At 61.4% G+C, this 17332-nt stretch carries 19 protein-coding genes; 6 read left to right on the top strand and 13 right to left on the bottom strand.

Annotation, left to right across the window (positions count from 1 at the left end):
• Positions 1–65: 65 nt before the first annotated feature.
• On the bottom strand, positions 66–311 hold the full coding sequence (locus KF691_14715) for a hypothetical protein (protein ID MBX3390697.1): 246 nt from the start codon (positions 309–311) through the stop codon (positions 66–68).
• Between the two features lie 790 nt (positions 312–1101).
• On the opposite strand from KF691_14715, the gene KF691_14710 reads away from it, so the two are divergent.
• Positions 1102–2697 (top strand): Do family serine endopeptidase, encoded by a 1596-nt coding sequence (locus KF691_14710; GenBank protein MBX3390696.1) that lies wholly within the window; start codon positions 1102–1104, stop codon positions 2695–2697.
• A gap of 282 nt (positions 2698–2979) precedes the next feature.
• On the opposite strand, the gene KF691_14705 is transcribed toward KF691_14710, so the two are convergent.
• The 3 genes from KF691_14705 to KF691_14695 all read right to left on the bottom strand — a co-directional run bounded on the left by KF691_14705 (position 2980) and on the right by KF691_14695 (position 4088).
• Positions 2980–3519 (bottom strand): pyridoxamine 5'-phosphate oxidase family protein, encoded by a 540-nt coding sequence (locus KF691_14705; GenBank protein MBX3390695.1) that lies wholly within the window; start codon positions 3517–3519, stop codon positions 2980–2982.
• Between the two features lie 115 nt (positions 3520–3634).
• A complete protein-coding gene (locus KF691_14700) occupies positions 3635–3838 on the bottom strand; it encodes a hypothetical protein (protein MBX3390694.1) in 204 nt (67 codons plus the stop codon).
• A 43-nt stretch (positions 3839–3881) separates the two neighbouring features.
• Positions 3882–4088, bottom strand: a complete 207-nt coding sequence (locus KF691_14695) for a hypothetical protein (GenBank protein ID MBX3390693.1) — start codon at positions 4086–4088, stop codon at positions 3882–3884.
• Positions 4089–4272: 184 nt separating this feature from the next.
• On the opposite strand from KF691_14695, the gene KF691_14690 reads away from it, so the two are divergent.
• Complete coding sequence (locus KF691_14690; protein ID MBX3390692.1) at positions 4273–5079, top strand: MFS transporter; 807 nt, start codon at positions 4273–4275, stop codon at positions 5077–5079.
• A gap of 246 nt (positions 5080–5325) precedes the next feature.
• Here the strand turns inward: KF691_14690 and KF691_14685 are convergent, their stop codons facing one another.
• Genes KF691_14685 through KF691_14670 form a run of 4 tightly spaced genes read right to left on the bottom strand, consistent with a single transcriptional unit; the run spans position 5326 to position 9248 of the window.
• A complete protein-coding gene (locus KF691_14685) occupies positions 5326–6123 on the bottom strand; it encodes a serine/threonine protein kinase (protein ID MBX3390691.1) in 798 nt (265 codons plus the stop codon).
• A gap of 54 nt (positions 6124–6177) precedes the next feature.
• The gene (locus KF691_14680) at positions 6178–6855 is read right to left on the bottom strand and encodes a peptidylprolyl isomerase (GenBank protein ID MBX3390690.1); all 678 of its coding nucleotides are present in this window, start codon (positions 6853–6855) and stop codon (positions 6178–6180) included.
• Positions 6856–6884: 29 nt separating this feature from the next.
• Positions 6885–8387 carry an FAD-dependent monooxygenase gene (locus KF691_14675; protein MBX3390689.1) on the bottom strand — a complete coding sequence of 501 codons (1503 nt, stop codon included), beginning with the start codon at positions 8385–8387 and terminating at the stop codon, positions 6885–6887.
• 45 nt (positions 8388–8432) lie between these two features.
• On the bottom strand, positions 8433–9248 hold the full coding sequence (locus tag KF691_14670; GenBank protein ID MBX3390688.1) for an arylamine N-acetyltransferase: 816 nt from the start codon (positions 9246–9248) through the stop codon (positions 8433–8435).
• 66 nt (positions 9249–9314) lie between these two features.
• Between KF691_14670 and rsmH the strand changes: the two genes are divergently transcribed.
• The gene (gene rsmH, locus KF691_14665) at positions 9315–10238 is read left to right on the top strand and encodes a 16S rRNA (cytosine(1402)-N(4))-methyltransferase RsmH (GenBank protein ID MBX3390687.1); all 924 of its coding nucleotides are present in this window, start codon (positions 9315–9317) and stop codon (positions 10236–10238) included.
• Between the two features lie 477 nt (positions 10239–10715).
• Here rsmH and KF691_14660 read toward each other — a convergent pair whose 3' ends face one another.
• Positions 10716–11930 carry a serine hydrolase gene (locus KF691_14660; GenBank protein ID MBX3390686.1) on the bottom strand — a complete coding sequence of 405 codons (1215 nt, stop codon included), beginning with the start codon at positions 11928–11930 and terminating at the stop codon, positions 10716–10718.
• 236 nt (positions 11931–12166) lie between these two features.
• Here KF691_14660 and KF691_14655 point away from each other — a divergent pair, with 236 nt between their 5' ends.
• From KF691_14655 to KF691_14645, 3 genes are all read left to right on the top strand, one after another.
• Entirely contained in the window at positions 12167–12934 is a 768-nt protein-coding gene (locus KF691_14655) for a hypothetical protein (GenBank protein MBX3390685.1), read from the top strand.
• Complete coding sequence (locus tag KF691_14650; protein ID MBX3390684.1) at positions 12931–13608, top strand: hypothetical protein; 678 nt, start codon at positions 12931–12933, stop codon at positions 13606–13608. Before KF691_14655 ends, KF691_14650 begins: the two co-directional genes overlap by 4 nt.
• A 241-nt stretch (positions 13609–13849) precedes the next feature.
• Positions 13850–15247, top strand: coding sequence for an IPT/TIG domain-containing protein (locus KF691_14645; protein ID MBX3390683.1), 1398 nt, complete (start codon positions 13850–13852; stop codon positions 15245–15247).
• Positions 15248–15261: 14 nt separating this feature from the next.
• On the opposite strand, the gene KF691_14640 is transcribed toward KF691_14645, so the two are convergent.
• From KF691_14640 to KF691_14625, 4 genes are all read right to left on the bottom strand, one after another.
• Entirely contained in the window at positions 15262–16077 is an 816-nt protein-coding gene (locus KF691_14640; protein ID MBX3390682.1) for a class I SAM-dependent methyltransferase, read from the bottom strand.
• A 116-nt stretch (positions 16078–16193) separates the two neighbouring features.
• Positions 16194–16718, bottom strand: coding sequence for a DUF3465 domain-containing protein (locus KF691_14635; protein MBX3390681.1), 525 nt, complete (start codon positions 16716–16718; stop codon positions 16194–16196).
• Positions 16719–16733: 15 nt separating this feature from the next.
• Positions 16734–17057: a hypothetical protein gene (locus KF691_14630; protein MBX3390680.1), complete on the bottom strand. Its 324-nt coding sequence runs from the start codon at positions 17055–17057 to the stop codon at positions 16734–16736.
• Positions 17058–17092: 35 nt separating this feature from the next.
• Positions 17093–17308, bottom strand: coding sequence for a DUF433 domain-containing protein (locus tag KF691_14625; GenBank protein ID MBX3390679.1), 216 nt, complete (start codon positions 17306–17308; stop codon positions 17093–17095).
• Between the last annotated feature and the right edge of the window lie 24 nt (positions 17309–17332).

The raw sequence follows: 17332 nt of genomic DNA, 5'->3' as shown, positions 1-17332 counted from the left end.
GACATCACGGCGAAAAAAGCCCCGCGATCACGGGGCTCGTTCCGGATCGGAATGTTCGAACGCGATCAGCGGGCCGTAGCGATCGTGGCTTTCACAGCAGTCGGCACGCTCTGTGCGAGTGTCTGGGTGCGAGCGCTCGCCGGGTACGCGGCAGCAAGCGCGGGCGTTTCGGCCCGTGGCGCCCGGAACGCCGCAGCCTGATCTTGCGCTGACAGCGAAACCGCGCCAACGTACGCCCCGAGGCAGCAGGCGATTGAGCCGACGGCTTTGTTCAGGCGGCGAGTCTTCACGTTTGAAACCTTGGCGTTCATGTGTCGCAACCCCAAAAGACAAGGAAACCCGGCGGAGTGAACACATCAGCCATCTGAAACATGCCCCGAGACCGCGATGCGTGCCAACAAAACCTCCGTTTCCCTCTCCGTCTTTGCGCGTCTGTAACGTCAGTTCCGATAATCCGTTTGGGATATGGGCGGAAGTTCGGCCTTGGCGCCCCCCCCCCCCCCCCCCCCCGAAGCCAAAGCCGCCGAGAGACGACCTGTTGAGGCGCACCCACCGATTCAAATTCCGTCGCGGCTCCCACCTCAGCACAGCTTCGGGGCAAACAGGGGCCCTGGGCACTGCACCGGGTTTGGCTCGGTTGAGCGTCTCCGCATTCGAAGCCGCACTCTTCCTACTCGAGGATTCGCAGAGTCACGACTCGTCGCTCGCCTCGCGCAACTCGCCGACGCGATTCAACAACTGCCAAGCGGCGCCAAGCTCGCGTGCGTGTTCGCGCCGAAGTTCGAAGCAAACAAGCGCGAGCACGAGAACGAAACGCGCACAAAATCTCGGAGGTGTGCTTTGCGCTGCGCTTACATCGTTGCGTGCGCGCGCAGCAATCGCGAATCAGTAGTAATCATCACGCTGCCAATCTGACACGCCAAAACACGCTGGAATTGCGGCGAGATGCGCGTCGCTGTCAATTCCGTCATGTCGTTTTCCGACGGGCGCGGCCGCTCCGCGCCGTGTGCGCGAGCGAACTGAAAAGTGCAGCGATGTGTAACACGAGAGACCGTCACCGGGACGGCCAAACAACTCAACGCTCCGTGGAAGGAAGCACACATGAACACGAATCGGAATGCCACTCACACTCGCTGGTCCCGTCGCGCCGGAATGAGCGCACTCGCTTTGTTTGCCGCCGCGGGCATGGCTCTCTCGGCTCGTCCTTCGGTCGGGGCAACCGATACGAAGATCGCGCCGGAACCCGCACAAGCAACCTCGCTCGCGAAGAGCCTTTCCGCGGCATTCCGCGGCGCCGCGAGCACCATCGGTCAATCGGTCGTGAGCATCCGCATCGAGAAGAAGAGCACAACCCCCGCCATGTTCAATGGCGGATCCGAAGGGGGGAATGGAAATGGTCAGGAAGCGCCGTCGTTACCGCCGGGTGCAGAGAAATTCTTTGAGCGTTTCTTTGGCGGGCAGGGACCCGGAAGCGAGAACCCATCCGCTCGGCCGCAGACGCCGCGCCAGGGTTCCGGGCCGAGCGCTCGCCGCGCGCCGATCATGATGGGCCAGGGGTCCGGCGTCATCGCCACAGAGGACGGCAACATCGTGACCAACGCCCACGTGGTGGACGGTGCCGATCGCATCGTCGTCACCATGTCGGACGGAACGGAACACGAAGCCAAACTCCTTGGTGCCGACAAAGACGCCGACCTGGCCGTCATCAGGATTGATGCGACCGGACTCGCCGCCGCGAAATTCGCCCAAAGCGATGAAGTGCAGCCGGGCGACTGGTGCGTGGCAGTGGGCAACCCTTTCGGGCTCGATCACACCGTGACCGCCGGCATCGTCAGCGCGAAAGGGCGCAGTGGCGTCGGCATGGCGGCCTTCGAGGACTACATCCAGACAGATACATCCATCAATCCCGGAAACTCCGGTGGTCCGCTCGTGAATCTCGACGGCGAGATCATCGGCATCAACACCGCAATCCGCTCGAACTCGGGCGGAAACGAAGGCATCGGTTTCGCGATCCCCGCGGCGACCGTTCAGGCCGTGATGCACGATCTCATGACCAAGGGCTATGTCGAGCGCGGCTATCTCGGTGTGTCGATCCAGCAACTGACCCCCGATATCGCCGCCAACATGGGTGCCAAGCCCCGGCAAGGCGTGCTCATCGGTGATGTCGTGCCCGGCGGACCTTCCGCGGTAGCGGGCCTCGAGGCCGGAGACATCGTGACGACTGTCAACGGACACGCCGTGACCGATCCGGGTCAACTCATGAGCCGCATCGCGCGGTTGAGCCCGGGTTCGACTACCGATCTGCACGTTCTTCGGAACGGCGGCGATCAGGAGTTCTCGGTGAAGCTCGGCAAGCGACCCAGTTCATCGAGTTCCGTGCCAGAAGCCAAGCCGACGGAGTCGCAGGGCAGCGCGCTCGGCCTCTCGGTCCAGAATCTGGACAAGGCGCTGCGTGAGCAATTCAACCTGAAGGCCGATGAGAGCGGGCTCGCGATCACCGATGTCGCGCAAGGCTCCGCCGCGGAACTTGCGGGATTGCAGCCCGGCGACATCATTCTCGCCGCAGGCGGCAAGCCGGCGTCCGATGCCCAAGCGTTCGGCGAACTCGCGAAGAGCACGAATGCCGACAAGGGGCTGCTGCTGCGAATCAAGCGCGGCGAAGCGACCCGCTTCGTGGTCATCAAGCCCGAGAAGTAGTTTCGTGAAGTCGTCCGCCCGCGGGAGGTGGCGGCGGACGACGGCCCGGGTTCGTGGGGCTTTGTTCCGGGTGTGGTGTGTGCTGAGCGCTTGGGGCACGGCCGGGGAGTATGGCCGCAAACGTCCTCTCGCTCTCAAAGCGGGTGTCCGGTGTGTAAAAGCCCCGGGCACCTTTACAAGAGACGGCTCCTTCCCTCCGCGGCCCCGGGTGTGTGTGACCCCGGGGCTGCGGTCTCTGGGGAGTGCATCGCCCGTGCCGCAAGAATCGAACACGGCCGCAATTCAAATGATGACGGTTCGGTGGTTGGGACGGGAGGTATCGGCCGATTCGGCCCGCATGGCGTCCGCGAGCGGCTCGCCGGTGACGAGTGACCTCAGAATTCGCAGCGTGAACAGTCCGTTCGACGGACCATCCCAGAATTCGGCGAACTCGATCCGCACCCGAATGATCGCGATCGAAGGATCGTCCGGACCGGCGGGCCACCACGCCTTGAGCAAGTAACTCCACAGCTCACGCACCTTTGTCGGGTTTCGCTCCGTCATCGCGCGACCGAGTACCGATACAAATCGATTGTGCGACGAGTCCGCGTAGGTGATCTGCACCCGATCCTCGTTGGCGATTTCCCGAACCTTGCCCGTGTGATCGTCCGTCACGAAGAGCAATTCGCCGTTGAATGTTCCGGGGTCGATGCGCTGGGTGTACATCGGGCGCGTGTGACAGAAAGGCTGCGTCGGTCTCGTGGGAAAAGTGGTCATCATCGCGACGCGGATGTGTTGGATGAGCTCGGCGAGTTGACGAAGATCGGATTCTGGTGATGACATTGGTTCGGTTTGTCAAACTTGTGAGTGGCGCACAATCTCAAAAAGATCGGGCGGCCCCGTGAAGGGCGGCTCGATCTCGAGAGAGGGAGAGAGAGGGAGAGACAGTCAGGAGGGCCTAGTTCGGATCTTTCCGTTCGGTTTCGACCTTGCGCTCGACCGTCTCTGTTGTCTTCTTGGTTCCTTCCGGGGTTTCCGTCACTTTGGTGGTCGTGGACTTGTGCGTGCTGGTTTCCTTGTCGCATGCCGATAGGCAGAGCGGCACAAAGAGCCCGAAGAGGCCGGCCGCCGAAAGTGCGGCGATTCTGAATTTCTTTCTCATGACATTGCCTTTCTGAAGTGTGCGCGCGAGGCGATGGCCCTCGCTAGTTGGGCGTGATGGTGGTGTTTTTCTCACGCGTTTCGGTGACGGTCGTTTTTTCTGTGGGCGTATCGGTTGTGGTCTTTGTCGTGGTCTTGGTGTAACCGACGGGTTCACTCGCGCACGAGCAGAGCAGCATCGCCGGCAGTGCCATCGCCGAAGCGGCCACAAGCGACACGATCAATCCCGATTTGGCGCCTTCCTTTCGCATAAACCTCCCGGCTGAAACGGTTCGTCGAAGCGGGGTTGCCCGGGGCTTCGGTGCCTCGTGCTCCTCGCCGAAACAAACCTCAACAACAACTTCGATCGCGACTCTGTTGACGCGATGAGCAGAGCCTAAAAAGCGGCTCAGAGGCGGCCCGACGACTCTCGCGAAACATGTAGACTGCCGCGTCGTGAGCAACATTTCAGACACACCGTCAAAGCCGCGGCCTCCCAAGCCGATCGCGTTCGCGATTCTCATCATGCCATTCGGCGCGATGAGCGGTTTTGTCACCGTCGCGATGGCATTTCTGGGTACGCGTTTTCAGTTGACAGTCGAAGACTCGGCGCTGCTGATCGCGTCGGGCATGTTTCCGCACGTCTGGAAATTTCTATGGGCGCCGATCGCGGATACGACGCTCACGCGAAAGAAGTGGTATCTCATCTCCGTGATCGGTTGTGCCGCGGGCATCACGGCGATGAGTTCGGTGCACTTGAACCCGCAGAATCTCAGGCTTCTTCAAGCCGTCATTTTCACCGCGAACCTCGCGTCCACGTTTCTCGGCATGAGTGTCGAGGGACTGATGGCGCATTCCACTCCGCCGGAGCGCCGCGGGCGCGTAGGCGGCTGGTTCCAGGCCGGCAATCTCGGAGGGAACGGCCTTGGTGGCGGCGCGGGACTTTGGATGGCGACGCACCTTCCATCGCAGGCCGATCCGGCGCCGTGGATATCCGGCGCCGCGCTCGGAGTTGCGTTTCTCGCGGGGAGCGCCGCGCTCTTCATGGTCCCCGACGCGGCCGCGGAGTATCGGAACACCTCGCTTCCGCGTGCGGTCTTCGGAGCGGCGACCGAATTGTGGCAGACGGTCAGGTCTCGCGGAGGTAGAGGCGGCGTTGCGAGCCATCGAGCGGCGTTGCGGCAAAGACGATGCGGCGACCGTCGGGTGAGATCGCCGCGTCTCTCGCGGATCGGTAAATCGATGTGGACGATGGAATGGTGAACGCGAGCGTGCGTTCCGCCGGGGAGCCGCGGACAGGAAACAAATGTGTTGCCGCGAACCAGCTCGCCGTGCCGGCAGCAAGCGCGGCGATCGCTGCCACCAGCAGCACGTTCCGGCGGGATGATTCGCGCGGGACGGGGAGCGCGAGCGTCGTCCCCGTCGGATGGTTCGCGGCAAGATCGAGCTCGATGCGGGCATCGCCGATGTCGTGCAGCCGGTTGTGCTTGTCCTTTGCGAGGCAACGCTTCAGTAAGAGCAGCAACGTCGGGGGAGTATCCGGGGGCAGTAGCGCCCAAGGCGGTTCGCCGTGCAGGATGGCGCCCATCGAATCGGTCGCATTCTCGCCCGGGAACGGACCCGCGCCCGAGAGCATTTCGAAGAGCACGCATCCGAAAGAGAAGATGTCGGAGCGCTTGTCGACGGGCTTTCCGCGAGCCTGCTCGGGCGACATATAGCCGGCGGCGCCCAGCACGACGCCCGCGATGGTGGGGCTGTGCGCCGCCTTGGGGGTGACGACGGTCGGCGAGTCGCCCCTGATCGACGCAAAGCCGGAAGTCGATGGATTGCCATCGGCCGTGCGCGCGAGCCCGAAATCAGCACCTTCACCTTGCCTTCGGGCGTGACCATCACGTTGCCGGGCTTGAGATCACGGTGGATCACACCCTTTTCGTGCGCCGCTTCCAGCGCTTCGGCGATCTGGCGGGCAAGCGGGATCGCATCGTCGATCGGGATCGGGCCGCGCTTCAGCCGATCCGCGAGCGTCTCACCTTCGATGAATTCGAGAACGAGAAAGCGATGCGACTCGGCCTCTTCGAGGCCATAGATCGCGCCGATGTTGGGGTGATTGAGCGAAGCGAGAAGCTTGGCCTCGCGCTGAAAGCGGGTGAGGCGGTCAGGGTCGCCCGACAGATGCTCGGGGAGCGCCTTGATCGCGACCGGGCGGTCGAGGCGCGTATCACGGGCAAGAAAGACGACCCCCATGCCGCCACGCCCGAGCTCGCGCTCGATGGTGTATTGACCGATTTGGCTGCCCGGTTTGAGCACTCGGCAGAGCCTATCAGGATTGACAACAAACGCACCGGCGCGCTCGTCGCGGACTCACCGAGCGTCCACAACGCGCACAGACTTGACCACGACGAGTTCGAGAGGCACGTTCTGCATGCTGCCGTCTTCGACGGGGATATCCGGGCGGGGCTGCGTCTTGCCGCTTCGGATGATCTCGACGACATCCCATCCATCGATGACTCGGCCGAAGACCGCATACCCGGCGCCGCCCGCAATTTCACGGGGCGTGTCAAGCTTGGGGTTGTCCACGACGTTGATGTAGAACTCACGAGAAGCGGAATCCGGGTCTTTCTCGCGGCCGAGTGCGATGGTTCCCTTCACGTTCTTGAGCCCATTCTGCCACTCGTTCTTGATCGTGACATCGGGATGGCCTGCCTCGGCATCCCGCTTCGCATTGTCGCGCAGTCCACCCGGCGCGGAAGGATCAATCGTCCAGCCTCCGCCCTGGATAACGAAATCCGGGATCACCCGCTGGAACGCCGTGTTGTCGTAGTGCCCGGCTTTGGCGTGATCAAGAAACGAAGCCGTGCTGAGGGGAGCATGCACGGGATCAAGTTCGAGCGTGATGTCGCCCTTGGTTGTGGACATCACAACGATGACGACGTCGGCTTTGGTTGTACCGGACGACGCTTGTCGATCGGGAGCGCCCGAGTTCTGAGTACATGATGCGACGAGAAGAATGAGCGGTGCGCCGAGCGTGCGTGCGATCATGCGATCAGCATACCGCCGACGCTCGCACATCATCTGGCCCGAATGTTCCAGTGCCGGAGGTAATTGTGAACCTCCATTTCCTCCGAGGCGATGAGGCCGATGTGCCCATCCGGCCGCACGAGGTAAAGCTCCGTTGGCGAGAAGCCGGCGTCCGCCGCGTGCGAATCAAAGGGAAAGTGTGAATAGGCGAGATTGTGTGTCTTCGCGAAGCGGGGAGTGTTCTCGCTTTGCGAACCGAACGCGTGCAACTGCCAATCGAGCGAACGAAGCGGCGCGAAATTGTCGTGCGTCAGAAGCCAAGGGAGCCGGTCGCCACCCTTCAGTTTCCCGGACTTGCCGCGGCTGAGCGCGCTGCTGTGATATTGGATGCGCACCTGCGAAACAAGACGGAACTGGGCACGCCGAATAGCCCGACTCTTGAGCAAGAGGGGAAACACAAACGGAAAAAGCACGCTTCGAACAAAGCCAGGCCCGACGCCCGGTCCGACCACCGCTTCGAAGATCCGGTCGGTGGTGTCAACGAGCGTGCGCGCGAATCCCATGCGCTCAGACTCATAGGTATCGAGAATCTCGGGTGCGGCACGGTGTTCAAGCACCGCCGCGAGCTTCCACGCGAGATTCACCGCGTCGCCGATGCCGGTGTTCATTCCCTGTCCGCCCGCGGGGCTGTGGATGTGCCCGGCGTCGCCGGAGAGAAACACGCTGCCGCGCCGGAAACCCTGCGCGACGCGGTGATGGACGCGGTACGCGGAAAACCAGTGAACGGCCTGCACTTCTGCGTTGAGCTGCGACCGGATGATCGGCCGAATGTCTTCGAAAGTCGCTTTCGTCGGGTCCGGATGATCGGGCGGAACGATCCCGATGAAGCGATACGAACCCTTTGAGCGCACCGGGAACGCCAGGATGAATGTGCCTTTCGAAACCGAGATGTTCACGCTGTCGTCAAATTCAAGGCCCCGCGCATCGACGTCGGTGACATAAAAGACCTCGTCGTACGTGCCTCCGGGAAAGCCGAATCCGAGAGTCTCCCGTACGGTGCTTCTCGCGCCGTCGCACGCGCAGAGGAATCGGAAGTCGATCGTTTCATCGCCGCTTCGGTTCCGGAGAGTCGTCCGCACGTGAGAATCGTGGTTCTCGCAATGAGTGAGTTCGGTGCTCCACTCGATATCGACGCCGAGCGCCTGCAATTCCGCGACGAGCAGGTGTTCATGATCGTCCTGCGGCAGGCTGAGCACGAACGGATAGGGGCTGATGTCGTCGCCGATCTGATCGAACCGAAAGCCGGCGATCTGTTTTCCTTGCTCGCGCAGCCGGATGCCGCGCATCTTGATTCCGGCGTCGATGCATTTGTCTGCAAAGCCGATCTGGCGGTAGAACTCGAGCGTGCGTGCCTGAATGACCATGGCGCGCGACGCCTGCCCGGGACCCGACAGTTTGTCGATGATCCGAAAGGGAATGCTCAGGTGACGCAGGAAAAGCGCCAGCACGAGTCCCGTCGGGCCGGCGCCGACAATGAGAACCTGCGGAGTCATCCAAATCGGAGTGTACAGGCGGGAATCGCGGCTCGAGCGTTTTGGTTACAGCCCCCCGACTCCAAACACTGTTCCACTCGGAAACTCGAGTCGGTAGTGCGTTCGAAGCACTTGGAGCAATCGGGCCGAGTCCGCGATGACCTCGCTCTTCAATGCTTCGCCGTCGCTCGCGCGACGGTGCGTGAAGTTCCGGGTTTCGAGCACGTATCGAGTTCCGTCGCGGTTTGCGATCGCGGCCATGATGTTCTGCGCAAACTTTGAATTGGGATTTGTGCTCGTCCACCAGTTGCCGACTTCACGGTCGATCGCGTGCATCTCTTCGCCGGTGAATTCGCACACATCTTCCCAGACTCCGGCCAGTTTCACCTGGTGATAGAACCGGTCGTTCTCGCGCACGATCCGTCGGGGCTCGTGAGGCGATTCCTGTTCCTCGTTCAGCACAAATCGGATCGGTGCGGTGGGAGAGAGGCCGCCGACGCCGACATCAGCGATCCACTGCTCGTTGCCCAAATCGACGCGAACGAAAATGTGGGTGCGGGGCGGAACGAAATCGCGGGGCTGTCGAAAGCGAACCCGTGCGGCGAGAGGCATCGCGTTGAAACCGAGTTCGCGCAGCACGTGGAGCAGCAGCCAGTTCTGCTCGAAGCAGTATCCGCCGCGGCGATTGGCAACAAGCTTGGCTTGAATCGAGTCGAGATCGAGCGCGATGCCGCGTTTGAGCAGAACGTCGAGATTCTCGAACGGGATCGAACAGGCGTGGTGCAACTGGATCGCGCCCAGCGTGTCGAGCGTGGGGTCGGTCGGGCCCGCGTAGCCGATGCGGACGAAATAGGCGTCAAGATCGATCGTCGTTGTGCTCAAGCGTACTTCCCGAAACGACCAAGGTAGGAGCGGAGTCTGTACCATCGCGACGCAAAGAGAGCGCAATTGAAACGAGACTTGCACATCCCCGTTCTGCTCAAGCAGGTGCTCGAGGTGCTGGATCCCAAGCCCGGGCAGACGATCGTGGATTGCACGCTCGGACTGGGTGGGCATGCCGCGGCAATTCTCGAACGCATCAAGCCGGACGGTCGGTTGATCGCGATCGATATCGACCCTTCGAACATCATCGAGGCACGCGTCAAACTCCAGAAAGTGAAAGGGCGCGAGGGGACGGTGCGGTTCGACATCGTGCACGACAACTTCGGGAACATCGAGAAAGCCCTCGGCGGCCTGGGCATCGCGCTCGGGAGTGTGGACGGAGTTCTCGCCGATATTGGCGTCGCCAGCACGCAGATCGATGACCCCGAGCGCGGCTTCTCCTATCGCAAGCCCGGTCCGCTCGACATGCGCATGGACCCGTCGCGCGGCGAACCGGCCTCGGCGATCGTCAACAGGATGACCGAACAGGATCTCGCCGACGCGCTGTATGAACTCGGGGATGAAGAAGATTCGAAAGAGATCGCGCGGCTCATCGTGAAGCGCCGGGCGAAGCAGCCGATCACACGCACCGAAGAACTCATGGCGATCGTGTGCGAAGCACGCGACTTCACGATCGAGCGCGGCATGGGCGCGAAGCTGCATCCGGCGGCGCGGACTTTTCAGGCACTACGGATCATGGTGAACCATGAACTGTCGAACCTGGACAACTTGCTCGATGCTCTGCCGCGCGTACTGAAACCCGGCGGGATCGCGGCGATCATCACCTTTCACAGCGGAGAGGATCGGCCGGTGAAACACGCATTCCGGGACTTGTTCCGAGCAGGTGTGTACGCGGCCGACGGACGCGACCCGATCGTCGCGGACGAGGCAGAACTCAAGGAGAATCCCCGGGCGGGCTCGGCGAAGCTCAGGTGGGCGAAGAAGGCGTGAACATGAGACCGGAATTACGGCTGCCCCAGCCCTCCGAGGCAAGAATAAATCAAGAGCGGCCCGGTGCTGAGCACCAGCCACGCGAGTCGATGGCCGCGAGTTGAAAGTACGATGAAAAGCGCTAACCCGAGCAGCATTGTTGCCAAGCCACAAACTGCCAAGGTCTCCGGAAACTGCGTCCTGTACAAGGCGCGAGTCATTCCCAAAGCCCGGCCAATGGGCGGTATTGTCCACGGTGTGGTGACGATCAGCGTGAATGCTGCGAAATAAATGGATCGCAACATGCGGACCCATGCGGGTAATGGAACAGGACTCGTTCTTTCGCTCTGAATGGTGTAATGACCCAGTGGCCGCATTCCGGACAAACGCTCGATATTTGAAGACCGGTCAGGTCATACTCGCACGCGGCGCACGACAAGCCCGCAGGCACCGTCGCGGATTTGGACAATTGATTGTCGAGATGTACCCCATCCACTTTCATCTATTCGCGGGAAAAGCCGCGAGGATGCGTTTGTAGAACTCGGCCTGAGCATCTTGCATGTGCCAGCGCCAAACCACGACGAGATCGTGCTCGGGGTCGATCCAGATGGTGTTGTTGCCGGCGCCGATTGCCGCAAAAGAGGATTTGGGCGCGGCGGGCCAGGCGTTGGTGGTATTGAGCCACCAGAGGTAGCCGTAGTCGGGGCGGCTGCCAGAGAGCTCGGGGTGCGGGTGTGTGGCCTGCCGAATCCACTTTTCGGAGACGATCTGTCGGTGCCACAATCCGTTGCGAGAAATGAGCAGGCCGAAACGGGCGAGATCGAGGGTGCTGATCCAGAGGCCGCCGCCCCATCGGGTGCCGCCACTCACTGAAGGCATGGGAACGGTCTTGCCGTCGGGGTTTTCGACTTCGACGGAAGCATTGTCGTACGGGATCCACTTCCACGTGTCGGAAGCGCCGATGGGATCCATGATTTCAGACTTGAGGACATCGGGAAGCGGACGCTTCCAGAGACGGAGGAGCGAGAGCGAGAAGCGGTTGATGCGGGCGTCGTTGTATTCGAAGTAGGAGCCAGGATCTTTGATGTCGCGCGGCTTCATTGCACCCTTGCCGAACTGCTCCGCGCCAAGGAATGTGCTGGGCTTGCCGAACATTTCACCCTGCCATTCGCTGGTTTGTGTGGCGTGGTGTTGCCAGGTGATCTTTGAGTTGTGGGGTTGGGTGCTGGAGGGATCGGTGTAGCCACCGTCGTGGATGTATTCGACGACCGGATCAGAAATCGACTTGATCTTTCCGCGATCGAGCGTGAGTCCGAGAATCGTGGAGAGGAAACTCTTTGCCACGCTGTATGTGGGATCGACGGCGTTGATGTCGCCGAACTCGGCGATGATGTAGCCGTGCATGACAATGACGCCGTTGGTCGCGGCGTGACTCGCGGGGAGCGGACCGATGGGAAGGCCGAAAAGCTCGGGCTGTTTCGCAAAATCCCAGCCCGAATCTTGTGTTTGCGCCCACTTGATGGCTTCGGCGATCGCGGCATCGTCCAATTCGAAATCGGACGGATTGCGGTGCCACCATTCACCCCGGGGTGGCATGTGGGGGCCTGGTGTTGCCGCCATTCGCCCCGGTGTAGGCGGGGCGCTGGTTTGAGCAAACGCCGGGAGGGTAAAAAACGCGGCAAGAAACAGTGCGGGCGAGTAGCGGAGAAGCATGGGCGCAGTGTACTTGCCGAGCGGGGTGGCGAAGGCGATTTGCGAAGCCCGAAAAAATACGGACGATGCGCGAACCGAATTCCCGCAACGTGCATAAGCCTGATCACCCCGTCGGAGTAAAGAAACGCGGGGCGATAGAAGCAGGACGTAATCGCAAAAAGCAAAGAACGGCGTGGCTCGGAAGAGCGTGAGAGAACGCGCCGATAACTCGTTCATGCACCAGACAAGAAGGACTCATGACCAACGTTCCATTCCGGGCGAGCGCGATCCACGCGCTTGATGAACTCTTGCGTGGCAAACTAACCGACGCGAGCCAAGTGCGGGTTGGTTTGACCCCTGTCCGGCTCTTTGGCCCGTGGGCCCTTGCACTCGGGGCAATTTACGGCTCGTTCATGGCGTGGTACGCGATCGCGGGAGGCGCTCCGAATGCGTGGCTGCACCTTTTGTATCTCATGATAAAGCTTCCGGCGTTGTTCCTCTTGACGCTCGGTGTGACGTTTCCCAGTTTGTATGTGTTTAACGCACTCATGGGGTGCGGGCTGGGCTTCCGGGCGACGCTGCGGCTGCTCGTCGCGACAATCGTGGTGAACCTCGCGCTTGCGGCATCCCTCGGGCCGATTCTGGCGTTCTTCACCGTGAGCACGACGAGCTACACATTCATCGTGCTTCTGAATGTTGCGCTCCTCGGCATCGCCGGAATCGTCAGCATCGGGTTTCTCTTGAGGGCGCTGATCAAGCTGCAGGAGGATGAAGCATCAAAGCAGACCGAGCAAGCAAGCGGTGCCGATGAGCTCATTTCGAGGCGATCGGTCACAGGAATGTTCTTCATCTGGATTGTCACCTATGCATTGGTGGGATCGCAGATGGGTTGGCTGCTGCGGCCGTTCATCGGTCATCCGGGTCAGGAACTGACTTTTCTGCGCGCTCGCAGCGGGAGTTTCATCGAAAGCGTTTGGAATTCGACGGCGGGCCAACTGGATCCTGGAAAGGGCGGCCGCAGGTGAGCGCCGCGAGGTCGTCTTCAATCCGCGAAGCAGACCTAGTTTTTGTCGCGCGTCTGCTTGATCAACTCCGGCGCCCAGGCGACTCCCCGCCGATCCGGCGTGCGATTCTGACGATCGCGCTCTTCAGTCCGCTGTACGGGCTGGCGATGGGGGCGTTCGAACTGAGCGAGCCGCGGGCGATGGGCCCGATTTACTCGGCGGTGAAGATGCCCCTGCTGATCTTTGCGACGTCGGCCGTTTGTTTGCCGGGATACTTCGCGTTGAGCACAGTGCTGAGACTGAGGGACGATCTGCGGACTGCGCTCCGGGCGATCGTCAGTTCGCAGGCCGCGTTCGCGGCGGCGCTTGTCTCGCTCTCTCCGATCACGTTGTTCATGTATGCGAACGGTGTCGATCATCGGACGGCTCTGCTGACGAACGGGATGATGTTCTTCATCGCGACGCTCGCGGCACAGGCAATTCTCTGGCGACGGTACCGACCGTTGCTGATGCGTTCGCGCCGGCACGCGCTGATGTTGAGCTACTGGCTGGTCGCCTACATCTTCGTTGGTATTCAGATGGGCTGGATGCTGCGACCGTTCGTGGGAACCCCTGGATTCGCGCCGACTTTTTTCCGCGAGGAGCCCTTCAGTAATGCCTATGTCGTCGTTTGGAGACTGGTCGTCGGGCACTGATGCCGTCGGCGACGTGCGGACAAGAGTCAACTCGCCGTCACCAAGATCGTCCGCATGGTGAGTCTCCGATCTCCGGGAGGCCAAGGTGAATGCTCGTATGCCCCGTGCACGTCCGAGCACTCGAAGAGGGAGGCTTCAGAATCGTCCATCAAATCGGCTTTGGATTCTGACCGAATTCCGATACGATACGTGGTGTTGTTGAGTCGTTTCCGGCGTTCAGCCGTCTTTGGAGGAGATTGGAATGTCCAATCGTTTTCGTGCTACGGCAGCATGCGCTGTTGCCTCGGCCACTCTCGCTTCGTTCGCGCACAGCCAAGTCATCACGCAGGTCGTGGATGTCGGCGGCAGCCCGCTCAGTCAAACCCCTGCCGCCGGAGGTCAATTTGCGAAATTGGTCGGCACCGGTTTCCCCGCAGTCGTGACCGGCGTTCAGGTCGGTAACAACTTCTCACCGCGCATCATTTCATCGTCCGCAACTCAAATTGAGTTCGTCATGCCCGCGGGCACGGGGACCGCGAAGACCATCCAGGCGTTCTTCAGCGGCGGCGTCTCTTCAAATCAGGTTCTCATCGACTATCAGGGACCGTCGCTTCGCGAGATCGCGCCTTTAAGCGGGCCGACCGCGGGCGGAGGCACCATCACGGTCTCGGGCACTAACTTCGGTTCGAACCCGTCGGTGACATTCGGCGGCGCCGGCGTGATAGTGACATTTCAATCGGATTCGGTCATTCAGTTTCAACTGCCGCCGGGCAGCGGGAAGGGTATTGAACTCAAGGTGACTTCGGGTGGACAGTCGGTGACCACGCACGAGTTTTCGTATTCTCCGCCCTTTGTCAGCTCGGTCGCCGGCAACGGCGGTTCGACCAGCGGCGGACACAGCATCACCATCATGGGTACGGGTTTTATGAGCGGCGCGACGCAGGTGACGATCGGCGGCAATCCGTGCACCCTCGGCTCTGTCACACCCTCATCGATCTCGTGTCTCACGCCCCCCGGCGTCGGCCTGAACCTCCCGGTCGCGGTCACGGTTGGTGGTCAGCCGGCTTCCGGCACCGCGACGTACAGCTACGGCGCGCCGTCCGTCAGCGGGTCGCCCGTTCCCTCGCTCGTCGGCACGGCGGGTGGGCAGCAGGTCACCGTCACCGGTCAGAATTTCGCAACGGTCGCACAGGTTTTGGTCGGGGGGATTGCTGCGACCAACGTCATCGCGGCCCACACCACACTGAAGTTTGATGCTCCGGCCGGGCAGGGTCTCGGGCAGCCGGTCGTCATTCAGACCGCAAGCGGAAGCACGCAGACGTCCATCGGCTATCTCGCCCCTTTGATCGTGACCGCCCCGAATCACGCGATCCCCGGTTCGATCATCCAGATCGATGGACAGAATTTCGGTCAGACCCCCGCCGTGCTCTTCGGCGGATTGGCCGCGAGCGTCGTATCCAAAAGCTCGACGCGATTACACGTTGTTGTTCCCAATCCGACAAGCGCCTCGGCTTCGATAACGGTCTTCGCGGCGAATCAGTTGAGCAACGCGAGATTGTTCGACTTTGACTGCATCGCCGACCTCGACGGAAACCTCCTGGTCGACGACGCGGACTTTGTCCTCTTTGCGACGGCGTACGACCAGCTGGTTTGCTATTGATCGAAAGGCTCTCATCAACTCGCCGTCACCACGATCGCCCTCATCGTGGCGCCGCACGGCTTGTCGCCAAGGTTCGCGGCGATCGCCTTCTCCGCGGCAATCCTGAACGGCGCCGGATCGGTGATGCCGCGCTCGAGAAGGGCGCTGAGTACGGGTGTTCCCTCAACCCACGCCCGCGCCGCGTCCGCCGCGCAGGGCGCGCTACTCGGAAACTCGACGGTTTCGATCTTCACATTCTCAAACCCGCCCGCCCGCGTGACGCGCTCGATCTCCGCGCGATCGGAATACCCATAAGGCATCTTCGCGAGAAACTGGATCGGATTGTCGGGCAGGAGCGACGCGAGCGTCTCGTGCACAAGTCTCGGGATCGGGTTGTGCTCCAGCGAATCCCAGATATTGAAAATGTACGCGCCGCCGGGCGCGAGGACGCGCCGAGCTTCCCGCATCGCCTTCACCTTGTCCGGGAAGAACATGACGCCGTATTGACAGGCGATCAGGTCGAACGAGCCGTCCTTGAACGGAAGCGCGCAGGCATCGGCAGTCTGGAAGGTGACTCCCGGCGCGCCACTGTAAGTGGTGCGAGCGTGAGCGAGCATCGGCTCGCTGATGTCGGTCGCGATGAGCGAAGCGCCCGACGGGAGCGCCTGTGCGATACATTCGGTCACGATGCCAGTGCCGCAGGCGAGTTCGAGGATTCGGGCTTTCGAATTCGCATTCAGCAGCGGCGTGATCCGCGCGGTCAGATCGCGCGCGTACGCATCGAAGATGAGCGGGCCGAGAAAATCGTGATAGGTCTTGGGGACGGAGCCTGAGAAAGTTGGGGACGACATGGAAGAATCCTGAAGGGGCAAAGGGGCAAAGGGGCAAAGGGGCAAAGGGGCAAAGGGGCAAAGGGGCAAAGGGGCAAAGGGGCAAAGGGGCAAAGGGGCAAAGGGGTAAAGAGAGGTTATTCGTAGCGTACGCCCTTGAACTCGATCCACCCTCCCTGCACGTTCCGCGAGTTGTACTTGGGCTTGTGCGTGAAGTGGATCGTGCCGCCCTTGTCCGTGTATTCGTATTCTCCCCGGAGCGAGATCATGTCCCCCGGCCTTACCGGAACGCGCTGCGAAGTCGAGATGTTGTGCGCCACAAGCACCGTGATGTCGCCAGGAACTAGGAGTAGGAACCTCTGGTGTTTGTCCGAGTTGTCGCTGGTGTCGGTGTCATCAGGCAGAAGCTTTTCGACGCGGCCGGCGGTTTCAACCCAGGCATTCCCGCGCTTCGCGTAGAAGAGTTCGCGAACCGTCGAGATCGCGTTGGAATCGACTCGGACGGGAGCGGGCGATGAGGGCGCGCCCGGCTGCGATGCAGTCGGTGTTTGCGAAGTGGGAATCCAGCCCCGCCGCATGGCGATCGTGATCGCCGCGGCAATGAGGACCGCGAGCAGCTTGAAGCCGAAGGAAGAGGCGGACTTTGGAACGCGAGAGGGCATGGGTTTGGTAAACAACTATTCGGCTGGGAATGCGAGTTCGACAAAGTCGCCCGGCGAGAGCCTTTCAACCGCTTGGACGACGATCTCGACATTGCTTTGGATGCGCGGCCAACTTGTCGTGGGCAGAACCAGAATCGCGAGCTTTCGCTTTACGTTGTTCTGCTGGTATTTCAACCCCTGGTCGGTGGTGATAAACGCATCGAAGGCTTCTTCCGCGGCACGAAGCAGTTCGCCATTCTCGAGTCGGTCCCAGTTCATTTCCCGTGCGATCTTGACGTCAAATGCGGATAGCGCACGGCGCAGCGGGGCCGGCGTTCCTTGATCGAATAGAACCTTCATGTCGCGATTCTAACGAACGGAGTACGGCATCCCGATCAGGCCGCCAGGCTCTTCTCGGCATGGAGCAGCACTTCCTCGACCTGACGCGCAGACACATCGGGGAACCACTCCAGGAACTCGGCCACCCGAGCTCCTCCCTCAAGATTCTCGAAGAGTGCTTTCACCGGCACACGCGTGCCCTTGAAGAGCCACGCCCCGCTCACCTTGCCGGGTATCCGTTCAACAGCAGGACATTTCTCCCAGTCGAGCATGCAGCATCGTATGCTCGGAAGGAT

The organism is Phycisphaeraceae bacterium (genome assembly GCA_019636555.1).
In the GTDB taxonomy this organism is placed as follows: domain Bacteria; phylum Planctomycetota; class Phycisphaerae; order Phycisphaerales; family UBA1924; genus JAFEBO01.
Note: the sequence above shows the minus strand (reverse complement) of the source record. Positions and strands in the feature narration are given on the sequence as shown.